The following is a 17,499-nucleotide window of genomic DNA, read 5'->3' on the forward strand; positions in this document are numbered from 1 at the left end:
TTTGCTCCTTATTCTAATATAAAAAAAATTATTCTAGAAATTTTAAAATTCTAATTTAAATACACACTATTTGCTATTTCTAAAAATTTTTGCACTTCTTTTATAGATAGTTTCGTTATTTCCTAATTTTAGATTTGTAAGGCATGCTACTACAAAGAAATAGTCAGAAAGTCTATTGATATATTGAAGTCCAACTTTATTTATTCCTTCATTTGCTTCAATTACAGCAATCATTTTTCGTTCCAAGCTACGAGTACTTGTCCGCATAAGATGAAACATGCTCGAAATTTTACTTCCTCCTGGAATGATAAAACATTCTAATCTAGGCAGCAACGGAATATATTCATCCATTCTCTGCTCAAGCCACTCTACATCACCAATTTTCTGCTTGTATTCTCGTATCCCTTCAGGTACTGCTAAATCACTTCCACAGTCAAAAAGCTGCTGCTGTATATTTTCACATTCTTCACGGATTTCCCCAAGCACGCTATTTAATTTTTCATCTTCACGAATTTCTGCCACAATAACTCCAAGCAGTGAACAGACTTCATCCATCGTTCCATACGCTTCTACTCTCACATGAGTCTTACTCACACGTTCCCCGCCAGCAAGTCTTGTAAAACCTTCATCACCATATTTTGTGTATATTTTCATAAATATCAACTTCCTTTAATATATTTTTATTATTTTGCAATAATTTTTTAATTTTTTAAATTTCATATAAATTATCTATAAATTCATCAAAATTATCCGCTATTTTTATAACAAATGTAAATGCGTAATAAAAATAAATTCCTCCATTCCCTTTGTGTAAAAGAAAAATTTTATCTTCTTTATTTTCAATTAAATCAAACGGAATCAAATCATCTCTTAATTTTTCCTCATTATCTAATCCAATATGAGGAGAGTGTTTCCAATTTTCCACACATTTCTCTAAAACTCTATCTTCAAAGAATAATTGCCATACACTTAATAATTTTTTATCGTCAAAAAAGGCTTCTATTTCTTCATTAAACATTTCTTTTTCTTCTTCATCTTCCAAATCGTAAGCATCTTTATACATTTCACATAAATTTTCTTTAATTTTTTCATAAGTTTCATTTTTTAATTTATAACCATATTTTCCAGAACAATAAATAGCATCATTTTCTTCTATCAATTTTCTGTATTTATTTAATCCCAATTTATCAAGTAATTCTGTTGATAAATATTTCCTTTCATCAAAATTTTTTCTTTTATCCAGTTCAAAATACTCCATCATTTCTTATATTTTCTCCTATTAATTATTATTTCATTCGCTAACAATTTCCATGCTTTTTCTATAAAATATTAGACTAATATTTACTTTTTTTTATTTTTCCAATAAACCCACTACTTCAATATGCCCAGTCTGCGGGAACATATCCACAGGAGTAACTTTCGTTAATACATATCCATTTTCAGCCAAAATCTTCACATCTCGTGCAAAAGTGGCAGGATTGCAAGAAATATAAACAATTTTTTCAATTTTATTTTTTATAACACTTTTTAGGGCAGTTTCCTCGATTCCTCGTCTTGGCGGGTCAAAAACTATTGCTCCGACATCTTCTCTCTTCAAAATTTTTGGGAGTTCTTTCTCAACTTTTCCATTTACAAATTCTACATTTTGAATAGAGTTTTCATAAGAAGTCAGTTTTGCGGCAAGTGTTGAACTTTCCACACTTTCAATTCCAATAACCTTCTTTATGTTTTTTGAAAGCATCATCGCAATTGTTCCAGTCCCTGAAAATGCGTCAATTACTGTTTTTTCGTAGATTTTATCAATATTTTTATTTTCTCCATTCAAAAAGTTTATTGCAACATCGTAAAGTTTTAGTGCCTGTTTTTTATTAATTTGGAAAAATGAATTTGGATAAATCTTGAATTTTAATCCTTCCATTTCCTCTTCCAAATACTGGCTTCCAAATAAATGGACATTTTTACCTAAAATTACGTTATTCTGTTCAGTTTTTACAGAAATATAGATTGATTTTATGCAGTCATTTTCATCATACATTTCTTCCAGCACCTTTGAAAGCTGATTATACTGCGAATTTTTATTTACGACAACAACTATCATAACTTCATCTTTTTCATTATTTCTAACCATTATCTGCTTCAAAAATCCAGTATTATTCACTTCATTAAAAACTTTAAATTCCTTTTTTGTACCTGCAAAACTATTTACTTTCTGCAAAAATTTATCAATAATTATTTTGGCAATTTCTGACTTTAGAAGACTTTCTTTAGCTGAAAATACATTGTGGGACTTTCTTGAATAAAATCCTGTCTGAATAATTCCATTCTTTTTGAAAAATGGTTCAGCCGTCTTGTTTCTATAATTAATTTTTTTATCACTTCGAATAATTTTGCTAATTTTTACCTTTTTCAAATCAATTTCAGCAATCTTTGTCAACACTTCTTCAAGCATTTTATCCTTATATTCAAGCTGTTTCTCATATTTAAGCATTCCAAAATCACAGCCATCAAAATCCTCAAAACTAATTTTGGACAAATCCTCAATTCTGTCCTTTGATGGTTCAATTATCCTAGTTATAAGCCCTCTTGCATACGACTTTTTTACCGAGATAATCTCCACTTCCAATTTATCTCCTGGCACACTCATCGGTACAAATACTGTAAATCCATCAACTCTTCCAAGGCCTTCTCCACCAAACACTATTTTTTCTATTTGAATTTCTAGTTTTTGCCCAATTTCATAATTATTTTTTATTTTATTCATCTCATTCCTTTTTTATTTCAAATATTCTTTTCAAATATCCAAATAAATTATTTTTTATTAATTTTTATATATTTTGATTAATAAATATTTTTTCACATTACTATGTTTTTTCATTTTTATTTTCGTAGGATTGCTCATTGCCGCAAATCCTACAACCTATGGCTAGTCTACGACATTTTTCTGCACTGACAAAAAACTCGCTATGCTCAAACAGTTTTGCCAGCACAGAAAAACGCTCCGACGGATTAATTTATACTAAACTCTGTCTAAAAAAATAAGAATTATATCTTAAATTACTTGAAAACATAAGGCTTGTATAATTTATTAGAAAAGTTTCTAATAAATTCGTTATTTAAATGGAGATTAGTATAATTATAATTTCTTTATCAAAGTAATTTCTATAATTAAACTAAAAATGTCGTGATTTTTTGGATTGAAAACGACTAAACATATTTATGTGTTTCATTTTTATAGCAATCTAGATTTATCTAAATAATAAATGTCTAGACAACTTTCTTGGGAATATTTCAAAAAATACATAGACAAGCTGGGATTAGTGCGTAGCACTTTCGCTAATATCTAAAGTATTATAATTAAAATAACTAGTATTGCGAAAAAGGGTATGGCGATTGATGCCCTTACGTTAAAAAATTTAAAAATATAAATAGGAAAAATAAACATTAATCAATAAATTTATAATAAAAAAACTTTTATTTCAAATATTCTAAAATATTTTTCAATTGCAACCCCATTCCGATTTTCAAGCTTTCCTCATCAATATTAAATTTTGGATGGTGCAAATCATAAATTAAGCCTTTTTCTTCCACTCTTGTTCCTAGTCTGAAAAAACACCCGGGGATTTCATTTAGGAAATAACTAACATCTTCAACATCCATTCTAGGCTGTTTTATTAATTCCAGAGCATTTTCTCCGTATAAGTCAACAATATTATTTTCTACTTTTTTTGTTATTTCTTCGTTGTTAATTACAGGAGCATAGCCACGCTTAATATCCACATTTACTGTTCCGCCTAGTGATTCTACAAATTTAGGCAGGTCTTTTTCAATTGTTTCGATTATAAATGTTCTTGTTTCTTCAGACATTGTTCTTGCAGTTCCTTTCATTTCGACTTTATCGCAGACTACATTATCAGCAAAGCCTCCATTGAATGCCCCGATTGTAATTACTGCTTCTTCTCTTGGATCAATTCTTCTGCTAACTATTGACTGCAAGTATTCCATAACTTTTGCTCCGATTAAGATTGCATCAACTCCTTTGTGAGGCAATGCCGCGTGGGCAGAAAATCCGTTTATTGTAAGGTGGATTCTTGCTGATGAAGCATGTGCTTTTCCATATTTTATCCCAATTTTCCCAAGTTCTATTTCTGGAGCCATGTGCAATGCAAAAAATGCATTTATTTTTCGATTTTTATCATTTTCAAATTTTAATGCTCCATTTTTTATCATTCTATCAGCACCGCCAGTTGTTTCTTCCGCAGGCTGAAAGAAAAATCTCACTGTTCCATTCCATTTATCTTTGTTGTCTGCCAAAATTTTTGCTACTCCAAGTTGAATAGTTGTATGTGCATCGTGTCCACAAGCGTGCATTTTTCCAATATTTTTTGACTTATATTCAACTTCATTTTCTTCGAAAATTGGTAATGCATCAATATCCGCACGAGTCGCAACTGTCTTATTTTTAATATTTTCCTTATCATTATAAATTGTCGCAACAACTCCTGTATTTATAATCTCAGAAAATTCAATTCCATTTTCCATTAAAAAATTTTTTATAAATTTACTTGTTTCAAATTCTTCATCTCCAAGTTCAGGATTTTCATGAATAACTCTTCTGACTTTTACCATTTCATCATAAATTTTATCAACATTTTCTTTTATAAACTCATTTATTCCTCGTGAATCCATTTATTCTCACTTCTCTTTCTAAAAAATTACATAATTTTATTATATCAAAAAATACTATCTTTGTAAATTTTTGAAAAATAAATAGACTTGTTCGAAAACTATATGTATTTAAGATTTGATAAAATAAATGTTCTGAAACAAAGAGGCTTAACCTCTTGTAAAAATAAAAAAACTTAAATTGTCGAATACATCTATAAATAACTTTAATATAATTTTTATTTTTTTAAAATAAAATCTCTAGCCTTTTCAGCAATATTTTTTTTAGCAAAAAATATTTGTATAGAATCAAAAGATTTATTAAGAGTAAAATTTAAAGAATAATAATTTCCTCCTCGACTAAGAAATTTATCAACTTTCACATCATAAATCCAAGAATAAGGGATTATATATGCGGGATAAACACAAAACAAATATCTATTTCCAAGTTTTAAATCACTTTGCAACATTATTCCAGTTCTAACTATTCTATCAGAATTAATAAAATCTTCTTTTGCATAAGTTAAAAGGTTTTGCTTATCTAAATCATCTAACATTTTAAAAATTCTTTTATTTTCTTTCTTTCTCATAAACAATGCAAGTAATAATAGAAAAAGTATAACAAACCATAAAAAAATTGGAATACCAAATTTAGTAAGCACAGAAGTTATAGGGCTTATGGAAAAATCAGGATACTCCTTTACAAATTCCAGTTCTTCAAGATACTCTAAATATCCACCAAATAAAATATATACAGTGTCTACTATTAACAAAAAAATTTCTATACAATAAATCGGTTTTGCCGCCCTTTCTATTTTTAATATGTTATAAAAAAATTCATGTGGCTCCAAATCTTTTAAATTATCATCAATTTCTACGAATACAGTTTTTTTTATTATTCTTTTTCTTGCTGCTAAAGCAAGAAATATTGATAAAATAAAAATTAAGGGTATAAACATTATCTCGCCAATCATTCTAAACATTCTCATTTAAAACACTTCCTTTTCAATATAAAATATTGTCATTTTTACATAAGTGAAGCAACAGTAATTTTTTTCTAAATTCTACATTTTTAATTTAGTCATATTTAACGGTATACGGTATAGAATATTCTTTTAAAATAGGTGTTAATTTCTGTATTTCATCTAAAACCATTTTTTCAGTGACAATAAGTGAAATTTTACTTGTCTGAAAAAAACGTTTAACCACTTTTGCATTTTTCTTATGAATCCTTATTTGCCCTCTGTAAGAATTACGAATACGAGTACAGTAAAATTCTACATAATCGATGTCGAAAAGCGGGATTTTTTTTGTAGGTACAGAATTAAGATGTAAGTTTTCATTTTCTACATAAAAACATTCCATTGTATTTTTTCTGACTATTAAATATATAAGAGTTGCACTAGAGATAATAAGTATTACCAGTTGTAGTATTATCATACTAATAATCATTTTATATTCCTCCTTAAATATTTACATATAATCTTATTTTTTAAATCTTATTAAACTCATCGTCTATTAATACTTCATATTTTTTGAAATACTTTTTCAATAAAATATAATCGCTTGTTTTTATATCCATCTCAGCAAATATATTCTTTTTTCTATCTAAAATTTGAATAATAGGAATATTATACTTTCTTCCCTTCTTAAATTCTTTAGTATAGAAATTAATAAAATTTATGTTCTCAATTTTTATAGATTTTATTTCATTTTTATTATATAACAGAGTAATCTCTTTATTACTTATATTTAACGAATATTTTTTATACTTAAGCATTTTTAAAAGCTCATAAACTCCATAAATTGTGAAAATAATTAACGGAATAAGATAAAGAATATCTTTATATTCCCCTTTCTTATATGCCTTAATAAGAACAATAGGTATCACAATGATAAGTATAAGAAGTAATAGAAGATTTGCAAATAAATCAAAATTACTAATGAAAGCTTTAACTTCTAATTGATCTGAAAGTTCTAAATTTCTAAGAGTTTTTAATTTATTTTCTGTATTATAGATATCTAAGCTAACCAAAGGTAAAACTATCGTCAAAAGTAAAATACCCAAGATAGAAAATGCTAAAATTATCATTTGTAAATCTGAACTTCTATCTAAAAATATAAATTGAATTAAAGAAATAAGTACAAGTATCAAGAAAATATTTATTATTATTTTTTGTGCTTTCTTTTGTTTAGATAAATTTGGAACAAAAAGATTCAATTTTTCATCAAAAACATATCCCCTTTTATGAGTATTTTCCTTCTTAGTTTCAATATTTTTCTTTAAAATTAACCTATCTGTATAATTTTTTGCTTCCAATAAAGACATATCCATATTTTTATGAAGAAAAGCAGCTGCCTCCAGTTCTTTATTTTCATTAATCAGAGAAGATAAGTATTGTTCATCTTCTTCAGAAATAGACATGTTTTTATCATAATATTTATTATCGTCTTTTTTATCAATATAATCTTTAGCCTCTTTTAAAGTCATTCCTGTTTTATCTTTAACAAAGGCAATAGCCTCCACTTTTTTTGCTTGCTTGAGTAAGGAAATAACATATTCCTCATCTTTTTCTGATAACTCCACAGTTCTTCACCTTTTCCTGTTAAAAATCTTCATACTGGTCGTTTATTGCCACGTTATTTTCTGCAAAATATTTCTTTAATAAATAGTAATCATTTAAATTTATAGTCATTTCAGCAACTTTTTTTTCTTCAATGTCAAAAATCTTCAAAGTAGGATATTTTTCCCTTCTTCCTTTCCTTCCGTGTCTGATTGAATAAAATCTGACATAGTCTATATTATCTGTTTTTATATATTCTATTTCATCATTTTCATAGTATATTTTGATAAATTTTTTGTCTATAAGTAGGGAATATTTTCTATTTTTAAGTTCTCTCAGAAAATTAATATAGCTGAATATTATCATTCCAATAAGAAAAACGAGATAGCTGATATATTCAAACGAAAAATCTTCTAATAATTTATTTATCTGGAAAGATAACGCAAAAATCAACATAACAAAGAAAATTATACAGAAAAAAAGATACCTATTTTTGCTTAAAGGCCGAATTTCAAATTTTTCAGATGAATTTATTTTTTTGATTCCTCCAATTAATTTTAATCTTTTTTTGATAAAGTGTATATTTATTTTTATAATAGTGTATAAAGCTAAAAGAATGAAAGCCATTACACTGGTGTAAGCTAAAAATGATATTTTTTCATAAGAAGTTTTATCTAAAAAATATCCTTGCACTAATGCAGCAATAAAAGAGGTTACTGATAAAACTAGCAGCACTTTTGCAATTTTTCTTTGTTTTGGTAAGTTAGGAATATACATATTTAATTTTTCATCAAAAACATATCCCCATTTACGATTTTTTTCCATTATAATATCCTCCGGATTTTATTTTTTTCTAATAAATTTAATGAGAAGAAAAATAGATATTATGACAAGAGCAGTACCTGAAATAATTCCACCAGCTCCAATAATTTTATATAATTCAATATATGTCAATAATCTCACATCACAATTTTGAGGTTCTATATGAATTTGTTTCTGTAGGAGCATATTCACCTGCATCTTCAATTAATTTTATACTTGTTATATAACTTGTTCCAAAAATTCCTTTTCCAAAAGTACAGGAAAATCTAGAGCCAACCTTATCTATAAAATTTCTGTATCTCCACATTCCTGTAGAATATAAATCTGGAGAATTTTTTAATTTAAAAATATAAATGTGTGTAAGAGATCTTCTACTTTTATAAATAGTAAAATAATCTCCTAAAACTACTTCTTGAGTTTCTCTATTATGTATAAAAATTCTATCTGCTATCTTAAAAAGTATAGCCCAAGATATAAAAAGACTTACAATAAAAATATATATAGGTGAAATTTCTAATGTTATTTTTGACTTAATAATGATATAGCAAATGGGTATGGAAAAAATAACAGATGCTATAGAAATTGAAAGAAAATTATAACTTGTATTATAATTAATATATGAATTACCACTGGTACGCATTTTTTTACTATGATAACATAATCTTGAAATTAAGTATAATAATCCAAAAACACAAATTGCCATTCCTTGTAAAAAAAAGCTGCTATTAAAAAACAATATTCCACCTAATACAAAAGAAAGTATTGAAAAAAATATTGATAAATCCATTAAAACTGATAATAAAGAAAAAATAAACAAATATGCTAAAAATAACATTACTCACTCTCCATAGTTTTTATTTCACTAATCCTAAAAGTTCTTCCCTATTTAACGGTTCAACCATAATATACGAAGCATCTATAAATCTATATTTATTTTAATCTAATGATTCACATGCTTGTTCAACATCACATTTACACTATAACTCCTACAGTATAATTTTTCTATATTTTACCATTCATTTACAGAATATAAAAGAGCAAGCCTAATTTGTGTCAAAAGTTCTTCCGTAAGACTGTCATATTCTATTTCAAGACCTTTTTCGTGTACATAATAATGAGGGCTGTCATTCCAGGAACCCATTACACCAAAAACATCAGAAATATCTGAGGCATAAAAAAGGTGTTTGTTAATTTTGGTTAATTCAGAAAAATATAGTCCATAAAAAGTTTTTTGTATATTTTCAATCTTTTCTCCATTTAAAATATCGATAGCTTTTCTAAAGATATTTCCAAAATTTGAAAAATTAATTTTATCAGCCAAAATTGCTATTTTACTTAATACATTTTTAAAATCTTCTGTATTATCATAAAATTTAAGTTTTCCATTGATAAAATTCCCGTATTTGTGAGCAGTATAAATAACATTCCATCCACCACTTATTTTTTTCCATTTTGGTGTAAAATAAAGAATCAAATTATTCTTAAAATAGCAAATGAGTTTAATCTTATTTGTATTTAAATCGTTGGGAATATTTAAATTTTTAGAAGAAACAGGTAATAAAAGTTTTATATCTTCTAAGCCTAAATTTAAACAATAGTCAAACCATTCTTCAACGTTTTTAGCCTTGTAGTTTTTTTCTAAAAAATCTATTTTATTTTTAGAAAATAGAAATTCTATACTTTTTTCATATTCAAAAGGAAAATATTCGATTTTAGTATTTGTTTTTAAGGCAAATTTTAATGCTATTGTAATATTACATATTTGTATAATTTCCTTATTCATAAAAATAACTCTCCATCTTAATATTTTGTATCTGATACTCATAATTTTTTATCGTTCTATTATCGTATCGCGTATTTATTTAAGTGATTGCCCTTTTTTAATTTCTTTGCGTTTTGTAATTTATCATTTTTTTCTTGGATAATAGATTTAAAGTAATAAAATAAAGCTTTTGCTGTATAATTTATTTTACTACAATTTCAAAAAAAATTAAATATATATTATTAAAAAAAAACTATAATAATATCATAGATAAATTTGAATAAAATTTTTTTAAATATATGATATAATTAATTATATTAATCTAAATTTATTTAAAATAAATTCAATATTTAAAAAATATTAAAAAGGAGCTGCTATGAAAAAATTAAATTTAAGAACAGAAGAAAAAGATTGTATTTTATATATAAAAGAAAATAAAAATCCGGACTACGTTTTGATACAGCCTGTAGACGAAAATGATATCAAAGTTCTAGATAATGAAGTTAAATATATTTCTGAAAATACAAATAAAAATTTTAGTCTTATTGCATTTAAAATAAACGACTGGAACAGCGAACTGACTCCGTGGGAAATGCCACTTCTTCGTGGAAAAGGCAACTTTGGTAATGAAGCAGATAAAACATTAGAGTTTATAAAGGATAAACTGATTCCGAGTTTGGCAGAATTTATAAATATTCAAGATAAGAATGTGAAATATATTTTAGGTGGATATTCTCTTGCTGGGTTATTTTCGCTGTGGAGTGGTTATAAGGTAGATATTTTTGCTGGAATAGCTGGAGTTTCACCATCAGTTTGGTATAAAAACTGGATGGATTTTGTAAAGGACAGTAAACCTTTAGTAAATAATATTTATTTAAGTCTTGGAGATTTGGAAGAGAAGACTAAACATCAGATTTTATCAAAAATCGGAGATAATATAAGAGAATATATTGAAATTTTAAAAAATTCTGAAAATGTTGAAAACAGTATTTTAGATTGGAATGAGGGAAATCATTTCGGAGATTCTGACATACGGATGGGAAAAGGATTTATCTGGACTTTAGAAAATTGTTAATTTTATTAATCGAAATCCCCTAAGGGTAGAGGCAGAGGTGAAATTCGAGATTTTTTGACTATCTAGTTATTCTGTAAACAATATACAAAAGAACTAGAAGTCTAATAAGTTCATCGCTATTCACTGCTCTAAACCTCCTTTGTATTAAAGTATGAGTTATTGGAACTCATTAAAATTATTATAACAAAAAAAACTGGAAAACTCCAGTTTAATTTGCCAATATTTTTTTACTTTAATACAAAGTTTTTCCCCTTAGGGTTTTTAACAATTTAATTATATCATATTTTTCAAAAAAGTCAATTATTCAAAAAATATTTTCTTAAAAAATTTAAAACTTCAAAATATATATTTTTTGTTGTATTAGTAATAGTAAATTCATCAAAAATATGTGAAATGTAAATAGTTTAACACGTTTATTCATAGTTCCTGCAATGAAAAATTTTGATGCGTTGACAGCTCTTGAAAAATGGACTGAAGAAAATATCACACCAGATTATATAGTTGGAAAAGCTGGAAAAGAATACCCAGATCAAAATAAGGAACAGCCATTTTGTCCATATCTGAAGGTAGCAACTTATATTGGTGGAGACAAGAATAAGGCAGAAAATTTCAAGTATATAAATAATAGATATAAAAATGATGTCGAGAAAATTAAATCAAAACATCATTTTTTATTAAAAAAAATTAAGAAAGGGTATTGACTTTTTTAAAAAATAGGTTATATTAGTAGTAAGATATATATAGGAACGTTCTCACATACTTAAATTAATTAGATTATACCGATAATATGCTATAAAAGAGGCTATTTAAAGAGAACGCTCTCATAAACAGAAGGAGGGAAGTATGATTCTTAAAAAAGAAAGTGAACAGGTAATCGGGAGCGTTTCTATAAGTAAATGACAAGATTATGATTCTTGAAAAAGAAGTAAAACAGGGAACTGGGAACGCTCCTATGAATAAAAGAAGGAGATTATAATTCGTGGAAAAGAGTAAAATAATTAACTGGGAACGCTCCCACAATTAAAAGGAGGAAATTATGATTCTTGAAAAAGAAAGAGAACAAGTAATTGAATATTCTCTTAAATTATTATCAGAAGGACTTACAAACGGAACAGCTGGTAATGTAAGTATTTTTAACAGAGAAGAGGGGTTGGTTGCAATAAGCCCAACTGGAGTAAACTATTCAGAATTAACTCCAGAAATGATTTCAATAGTTGATTTGGAAGGAAAACTTATCGAAGGATTGAAACCCTCAAGTGAATTGGAAATGCACATGATTTTATACAGAAATCGTGAAGATGTAAATGCTGTTATACATACCCATCCAGTGTACACTACAGTATTAGCATGCTTGAGACAAGATTTACCAGCAATTGATTATATGATTGCTGTTACAGGAGCAACGAAAGTAAGATGTGCAGAATATGCTTCGTATGGAACAAAGGAACTAGCTGAAAATGCATATAAAGCAATGGGAAGCAGTCTTGCAGTTATACTGGCAAACCATGGATTGACAACAGCTGGAAAGGATATAGCAAATGCTTTCAATATAACAGTTCAGGTAGAGTATATCTCTAATTTGTATATAAAGGCAAGAAATATAGGAGAACCTATTATATTACCTGACAACGAAATGAACAGCATGCTTGAGAGATTTAAAACATACGGACAAATAAAATCTATAAAGTAGGTGATTGCATTGGGAAAAAAAGCAGTTCTGGCATTTGATTACGGAGCTTCGTCAGGAAGATTGGTTTTGGGTATTTTAAATGAGGATACTAAGAAAATAGAATTGAAGGAAATGCACAGATTTAAAAATTGCTCTGTTAAATTAAATCAATATGAATATTGGGATTTCCCTTATTTATACAATGAATTAAAAGAAGGACTAAAAAAAGTATTTTCGAAGGAAAGTATTGTTACTAGTGAAAATATTGAGGTTCTGGGATTAGGTGTAGATACTTGGGGAGTAGATTACGGATGGATTGATGAAAAAGGAGAATTATTGTCGCTTCCTATATGCTATAGAGATACGAGAACGGAAGAAGTTTTTGAAGAAGTTCACGATAAAGTTTCTCTTGAAGAAATATTTAATGAAACAGGAGTTCAGTTTTATTCTTTTAATTCCGTTTATCAAATATTTTATGATATACATAAAAGAAAAGTTCTTGAAAAAGGAGCAAAACAGCTTCAATTTATGCCAAATTTATTTGCATATTTTCTTACAGGAAAAAAATCATGGGAATATACAATCAGTTCCACTAGCGGAATGGTAAATATTGATAATAAGAAATGGAGCAAAAAAATATTTGAAAAGTTAGATATTCCTGAAAGCATTGTTGGAGATATAGAACATGGAGGTCAAGTCCTTGCACCATTGAAGGAAACTATTCAGAAGGAACTGGGAATAAAACCTTTGAATGTAATCTTGACTGCATCTCATGACTCAGCAGCCGCAATAGCAGGGGCACCGTTAGTAGAAAATTCTTTATATGTAATAAACGGAACATGGTCAATAATTGGCTTTGAATCAGATGTTCCCGTTGTAAATGAAGAAGCTTTTAAAAATAATATTGTAAATGAAGGCGGAATAGAAAAAAAAGCAAGAGTGCTGAAAATGATACCAGGTTTGTGGATACTGCAGCAGCTGAAAAAAATATTTAATGAAAAAAATCTTGATATAGATTATTCAGATTTTGGAAATATGGCTAAGAAATCAAACTTGATTTCATTTGTCGATTTAGAAAATGAAAGATTTTTACACGCTGAAAAGATGGACATGGAAATAAAAGAATATTGCAAGGAAACTGGGCAAGAAGTTCCAGAAACAGATGAGGATTTACTAAGAGTAGCATACAACAGCTTAAAGAAACAGTACAATAAGAGTATAAAGGAACTAGAAAAACTGGTTGGAAATGAATTTACTTCAATTATAGCAATTGGAGGAGGAATACAGGATAAATTCCTATGTCAAGAAATTTCAGATGAAACAAATAGAGTAATTAAGGCAGGGCCAATAGAAGCGTCAGCGTTTGGAAATATAATAACACAGTTTATTGCTCTTGGACTTGTTAAAAATTTAGAAGAAGGAAGAGAAATTGTAAAAAATTCTGTAGAAATAATAGAATATAAATCTAAAAGAAAGGAGGAAAAATAAATGGCTGAAAAAATACTGGAAATGAAAAATATAGTTAAAACTTTTCCAGGAGTAAAAGCTCTGGATCATGCTTACATTGATTTGTATGCTGGAGAAGTAAATGCTTTTCTAGGAGAAAACGGTGCTGGGAAGTCAACATTAATGAAGGTTCTTACTGGAGTATATCAAAAGGATGAAGGTGAGATAATTTACAATGGAAAAAGTGTAAATTTTAAAAATCCTAAAGAAGCACAGGAAAATGGAATAAGTATAATTTATCAGGAATTTAACCTGCTACCTCATCTTTCAGTTGCAGACAATATATTTATTACAAGAGAATTCCAAGGGATGAAGGGGATTGTAAATGAAAGCAAACAAAATGAAGAAGCTCAAAAAATTCTGAATCAACTAGGATTAAAAATATCACCTGAGGAAAAGGTAATGAATTTAAGTGTAGCTGAACAACAAATGGTGGAAATAGCAAAAGCACTTTCAACAAATGCAAAAATATTGATTATGGATGAACCAACTGCAGCTCTTACAGACAGGGAAATTGAAAAACTTTTTGAAGTCATTGAAAACCTTAAAAAGAATGGTGTAGGTATAATTTATATTTCACATAGAATGGAAGAACTTAAAATAATTGCAGATAGAGCAACAGTAATGAGAGATGGTAAATATATAGACACTTTAAATTATAAAGATACAACAAATGATGATTTAATAAAGCTGATGGTAGGTAGAGATATAACTGAACAATATCCACCAAGAAATGTTGAAATTGGTGAAGCTTTACTAGAAGTTGAAGATTTGTCTTATAAAAAACATGTAAAAGCAATAAACTTTTCTGTAAAAAAAGGAGAGATCTTAGGTGTTGCAGGATTAATGGGATCTGGAAGAACAGAAATGGCAAAAGTTATTTTTGGAGCTTATGAAAAATCAGGTGGAAAAGTCTTCATGGAGGGGAAAGAAGTACATGTAAAAAATCCTAAAGAAGCGATAAAATTAGGTATCGCATACTTGACAGAAGACAGAAAAAAAGATGGACTTTTTCTTAATTTATCAATAGAAGACAATATTATGATTGCTAATTTAAATTTAATATCAGATAAATCAGTATTAAATAAAGGTAAATCTGAAAATATAACGAAGAAATACATAGAAAAAATGAAAATAAAAACTCCATCAAAAGAACAGCTTACAAAAAATCTGAGTGGAGGAAATCAACAGAAGGTTATATTGGCAAGATGGCTTTGTCAAAATAAGAAAATAGTAATATTTGATGAGCCTACTAGAGGAATAGATGTAGGAGCAAAAAGAGAAGTTTACAATCTTATGAATGAACTAGTCGAAACAGGAGCAGGGATTATAATGATTTCATCTGAATTACCTGAAATACTTGGAATGAGTGACAGAGTAATGATAATGCATGAAGGAAAAATAGGTAATATAATAGATATAAAAGATGCCACAGAAGAAAGAATACTATATTTCGCGACAGGAGGAATAAATAAATATGAAAAAGAATAAAATAATGCAACAATTAGTTACATTTGCCAGTTTAATAATAATGATAATATTTTTCTCAATAACATCCAGTCAGTTTTTTTCAATAACAAATTTTATGACAATCGCTTTACAGACTGCTATCATTGGGATCATAGCTATAGGAATGACATTTGTAATAATAACAGGAGGTATTGATTTATCAGTTGGTTCCATTGTAGCCTTTTCAGGAGTTATAATGGGAATGGCAATGAAAGCTGGAATTCCTACAATTCTAGCAATAATTTTAGGACTAGTAAGTGGTATAGCATGTGGAATAATAAATGGACTATTAGTATCTAAAGCTAATTTACCTCCATTTATAACTACTTTGGGATTAATGATGATTACTAGAGGACTTGTATTGGCAATAACAAATGGAATCCCAGTTTCAGGATTAAATGATGGTTTTGATAAATTATCAGGTGGAACAGTATTAGGTATTCCAAATCCAGTAATTTATCTAATTATAATAACAGCAATATTCTCATTTGTACTGAAAAAAACAGTCATTGGAAAATATACTTATGCAGTTGGAAGTAACGAAGCCGCTTCAAAACTTTCAGGAGTAAATGTAGATAAAGTAAAATTATTTGTATACGGATTAAGTGGTTTTCTATGTGCTATTTCGGGAATCCTTCTTGCATCAAGACTAATTTCAGCACAACCTACTGAAGGAACAGGATATGAAATGGATGCCGTTGCTGCAGTAGTAATCGGTGGTGCAAGCCTTATGGGAGGTTCTGGATCAATTTTAGGAACAATATTAGGAGCTTTTATAATGAGTACATTGAAAAATGGACTTAATATGCTTAATGTATCAGGATTCTGGCAACAATTTGCCATAGGAGTAGTAGTGCTTGTGGCAGTATATATAGATAGTTTAAAAAATAAAAAATAAAAAATAAAAAAATAAATTTAATTTAAAGGAGAGATTTCTTATGAAAAAGTTATTATTATTTTTGGTAGTGTTTGCAGCAATTCTTAGCTGTGGAAAAAGTGAAGAGAAAAAAGATGCTGGAACAGGACAAGCAGCAAGTTCTGGAGACAAAATTAAAATTGAATTGGTAAGTAAAGGTTACCAACATGAATTTTGGAGATCAGTAGAAGCAGGAGCGAAAAAAGCTGGAGAAGAATTAGGAGTAGAAGTAAACTTTATTGGGCCTGAAAAAGAAACTGAAATTGGTAAACAAGTAGGTATGGTTGAAAACGCAATTAACAAAAAAGTATCTGCATTAGGAATTGCAGCTCTTGACCCAGACGCATTGGCAGTAGTAGCGAAAAAAGCTATGGATGCAAAAATACCAGTTGTAACATTTGATTCAAATGTAAAAGATGATATTACATCAAGTTTCATTGCAACAGATAATAAAGCTGCAGGAGCAATGGCTGGAGAACAACTAGCAAAACTTATAAACGGAAAAGGTAAAGTGGCAGTAGTTTCTCATAATCCTGGAACAACAACAGCTATAGAAAGAGAAGCTGGATTTAGGGAAGCATTGGCAAAATATCCAGATATTAAGATATTAAATACACAATTTAGTGATGGAGATAAATCAAAAGCATTGGCAATAACTCTTGACATTATCAATGCAAATCCAGATATTGCAGGAATTTATGGAACAAACGAACCTTCTATTTTTGGTGTTGCTAAAGGAGTAGAAGAAAAAGGGTTAACTGGTAAAGTAGCTCTAGTAGGAATAGATTCATCTGAAGATTTAGCTAAATTCCTTGAAAAAGGTGTTATTTCAGGATTAGTTATACAAGATCCTTATAACATGGGATATCAAACAGTACAACAATTATATAAACTTTCAAAAGGTGAAAAAGTTGAAAAAAGAATAGATACAGGAGCAATTCTTGTAACTAAAGAAAATATAAACAATCCAGATATTACTAAAAAGATGTTTCCTTTCGGAAGAAAATAAATAAA

The 17,499-nt window shown here is 28.0% G+C and carries 18 protein-coding genes; 7 read left to right on the top strand and 11 right to left on the bottom strand.

What is annotated here, in order from left to right:
• Window positions 1-66 precede the first annotated feature (66 nt).
• From QU666_RS09140 to QU666_RS09190, 11 genes are all read right to left on the bottom strand, one after another.
• Window positions 67-654, bottom strand: a complete 588-nt coding sequence (locus tag QU666_RS09140) for a cob(I)yrinic acid a,c-diamide adenosyltransferase (protein WP_021768836.1) — start codon at window positions 652-654, stop codon at window positions 67-69.
• A gap of 55 nt (window positions 655-709) precedes the next feature.
• A complete protein-coding gene (locus QU666_RS09145) occupies window positions 710-1,261 on the bottom strand; it encodes a CDP-glycerol--glycerophosphate glycerophosphotransferase (protein ID WP_036070408.1) in 552 nt (183 codons plus the stop codon).
• A gap of 90 nt (window positions 1,262-1,351) precedes the next feature.
• The gene (gene rlmD / locus QU666_RS09150) at window positions 1,352-2,761 is read right to left on the bottom strand and encodes a 23S rRNA (uracil(1939)-C(5))-methyltransferase RlmD (protein WP_021768834.1); all 1,410 of its coding nucleotides are present in this window, start codon (window positions 2,759-2,761) and stop codon (window positions 1,352-1,354) included.
• Between the two features lie 100 nt (window positions 2,762-2,861).
• Entirely contained in the window at window positions 2,862-2,987 is a 126-nt protein-coding gene (locus QU666_RS09155; RefSeq protein ID WP_304984808.1) for a hypothetical protein, read from the bottom strand.
• 484 nt (window positions 2,988-3,471) lie between these two features.
• Window positions 3,472-4,686: a M20 family metallopeptidase gene (locus QU666_RS09160; protein WP_021768833.1), complete on the bottom strand. Its 1,215-nt coding sequence runs from the start codon at window positions 4,684-4,686 to the stop codon at window positions 3,472-3,474.
• 215 nt (window positions 4,687-4,901) lie between these two features.
• Window positions 4,902-5,651, bottom strand: coding sequence for a hypothetical protein (locus tag QU666_RS09165; RefSeq protein ID WP_021768832.1), 750 nt, complete (start codon window positions 5,649-5,651; stop codon window positions 4,902-4,904).
• Between the two features lie 88 nt (window positions 5,652-5,739).
• Entirely contained in the window at window positions 5,740-6,114 is a 375-nt protein-coding gene (locus tag QU666_RS09170) for a hypothetical protein (protein WP_021768831.1), read from the bottom strand.
• A 40-nt stretch (window positions 6,115-6,154) separates the two neighbouring features.
• On the bottom strand, window positions 6,155-7,249 hold the full coding sequence (locus tag QU666_RS09175) for a hypothetical protein (protein WP_021768830.1): 1,095 nt from the start codon (window positions 7,247-7,249) through the stop codon (window positions 6,155-6,157).
• Window positions 7,250-7,268: 19 nt separating this feature from the next.
• Window positions 7,269-8,051, bottom strand: coding sequence for a hypothetical protein (locus tag QU666_RS09180; protein ID WP_021768829.1), 783 nt, complete (start codon window positions 8,049-8,051; stop codon window positions 7,269-7,271).
• 139 nt (window positions 8,052-8,190) lie between these two features.
• The gene (locus tag QU666_RS09185) at window positions 8,191-8,883 is read right to left on the bottom strand and encodes a hypothetical protein (RefSeq protein WP_232218419.1); all 693 of its coding nucleotides are present in this window, start codon (window positions 8,881-8,883) and stop codon (window positions 8,191-8,193) included.
• A gap of 174 nt (window positions 8,884-9,057) precedes the next feature.
• Window positions 9,058-9,831, bottom strand: a complete 774-nt coding sequence (locus QU666_RS09190; protein WP_021768827.1) for a hypothetical protein — start codon at window positions 9,829-9,831, stop codon at window positions 9,058-9,060.
• A 355-nt stretch (window positions 9,832-10,186) separates the two neighbouring features.
• Between QU666_RS09190 and QU666_RS09195 the strand changes: the two genes are divergently transcribed.
• The 7 genes from QU666_RS09195 to QU666_RS09225 all read left to right on the top strand — a co-directional run bounded on the left by QU666_RS09195 (window position 10,187) and on the right by QU666_RS09225 (window position 17,494).
• Window positions 10,187-10,885, top strand: a complete 699-nt coding sequence (locus tag QU666_RS09195) for an alpha/beta hydrolase (protein ID WP_304984809.1) — start codon at window positions 10,187-10,189, stop codon at window positions 10,883-10,885.
• Window positions 10,886-11,316: 431 nt separating this feature from the next.
• On the top strand, window positions 11,317-11,586 hold the full coding sequence (locus QU666_RS09200; RefSeq protein WP_021770267.1) for a tannase/feruloyl esterase family alpha/beta hydrolase: 270 nt from the start codon (window positions 11,317-11,319) through the stop codon (window positions 11,584-11,586).
• 335 nt (window positions 11,587-11,921) lie between these two features.
• Window positions 11,922-12,575: an L-fuculose-phosphate aldolase gene (locus tag QU666_RS09205; RefSeq protein WP_006804688.1), complete on the top strand. Its 654-nt coding sequence runs from the start codon at window positions 11,922-11,924 to the stop codon at window positions 12,573-12,575.
• Between the two features lie 9 nt (window positions 12,576-12,584).
• On the top strand, window positions 12,585-14,042 hold the full coding sequence (locus QU666_RS09210) for a rhamnulokinase family protein (RefSeq protein WP_036072013.1): 1,458 nt from the start codon (window positions 12,585-12,587) through the stop codon (window positions 14,040-14,042).
• Complete coding sequence (locus QU666_RS09215) at window positions 14,043-15,551, top strand: sugar ABC transporter ATP-binding protein (RefSeq protein ID WP_021770265.1); 1,509 nt, start codon at window positions 14,043-14,045, stop codon at window positions 15,549-15,551.
• Window positions 15,538-16,467: an ABC transporter permease gene (locus tag QU666_RS09220; RefSeq protein WP_021770264.1), complete on the top strand. Its 930-nt coding sequence runs from the start codon at window positions 15,538-15,540 to the stop codon at window positions 16,465-16,467. The genes QU666_RS09215 and QU666_RS09220 overlap by 14 nt, the downstream gene beginning before the upstream one ends.
• 40 nt (window positions 16,468-16,507) lie before the next feature.
• Window positions 16,508-17,494, top strand: coding sequence for an ABC transporter substrate-binding protein (locus tag QU666_RS09225; protein WP_021770263.1), 987 nt, complete (start codon window positions 16,508-16,510; stop codon window positions 17,492-17,494).
• The last annotated feature ends 5 nt before the right edge of the window (window positions 17,495-17,499 follow it).

The sequence above is a fragment of the Leptotrichia sp. HMT-225 genome, assembly GCF_030644325.1.
Lineage (GTDB): Bacteria > Fusobacteriota > Fusobacteriia > Fusobacteriales > Leptotrichiaceae > Leptotrichia > Leptotrichia massiliensis.

Bases quoted from the DNA above. Each gene is read 5' to 3' on its own strand.
- QU666_RS09140 (WP_021768836.1), bottom strand. From the start codon at position 654: ATGAAAATATACACAAAATATGGTGATGAAGGTTTTACAAGACTTGCT.
- QU666_RS09145 (WP_036070408.1), bottom strand. From the start codon at position 1,261: ATGATGGAGTATTTTGAACTGGATAAAAGAAAAAATTTTGATGAAAGG.
- rlmD (WP_021768834.1), bottom strand. From the start codon at position 2,761: ATGAATAAAATAAAAAATAATTATGAAATTGGGCAAAAACTAGAAATT.
- QU666_RS09160 (WP_021768833.1), bottom strand. From the start codon at position 4,686: ATGGATTCACGAGGAATAAATGAGTTTATAAAAGAAAATGTTGATAAA.
- QU666_RS09165 (WP_021768832.1), bottom strand. From the start codon at position 5,651: ATGAGAATGTTTAGAATGATTGGCGAGATAATGTTTATACCCTTAATT.
- QU666_RS09170 (WP_021768831.1), bottom strand. From the start codon at position 6,114: ATGATTATTAGTATGATAATACTACAACTGGTAATACTTATTATCTCT.
- QU666_RS09180 (WP_021768829.1), bottom strand. From the start codon at position 8,051: ATGGAAAAAAATCGTAAATGGGGATATGTTTTTGATGAAAAATTAAAT.
- QU666_RS09185 (WP_232218419.1), bottom strand. From the start codon at position 8,883: ATGTTATTTTTAGCATATTTGTTTATTTTTTCTTTATTATCAGTTTTA.
- QU666_RS09190 (WP_021768827.1), bottom strand. From the start codon at position 9,831: ATGAATAAGGAAATTATACAAATATGTAATATTACAATAGCATTAAAA.
- QU666_RS09195 (WP_304984809.1), top strand. From the start codon at position 10,187: ATGAAAAAATTAAATTTAAGAACAGAAGAAAAAGATTGTATTTTATAT.
- QU666_RS09200 (WP_021770267.1), top strand. From the start codon at position 11,317: ATGAAAAATTTTGATGCGTTGACAGCTCTTGAAAAATGGACTGAAGAA.
- QU666_RS09205 (WP_006804688.1), top strand. From the start codon at position 11,922: ATGATTCTTGAAAAAGAAAGAGAACAAGTAATTGAATATTCTCTTAAA.
- QU666_RS09215 (WP_021770265.1), top strand. From the start codon at position 14,043: ATGGCTGAAAAAATACTGGAAATGAAAAATATAGTTAAAACTTTTCCA.
- QU666_RS09220 (WP_021770264.1), top strand. From the start codon at position 15,538: ATGAAAAAGAATAAAATAATGCAACAATTAGTTACATTTGCCAGTTTA.
- QU666_RS09225 (WP_021770263.1), top strand. From the start codon at position 16,508: ATGAAAAAGTTATTATTATTTTTGGTAGTGTTTGCAGCAATTCTTAGC.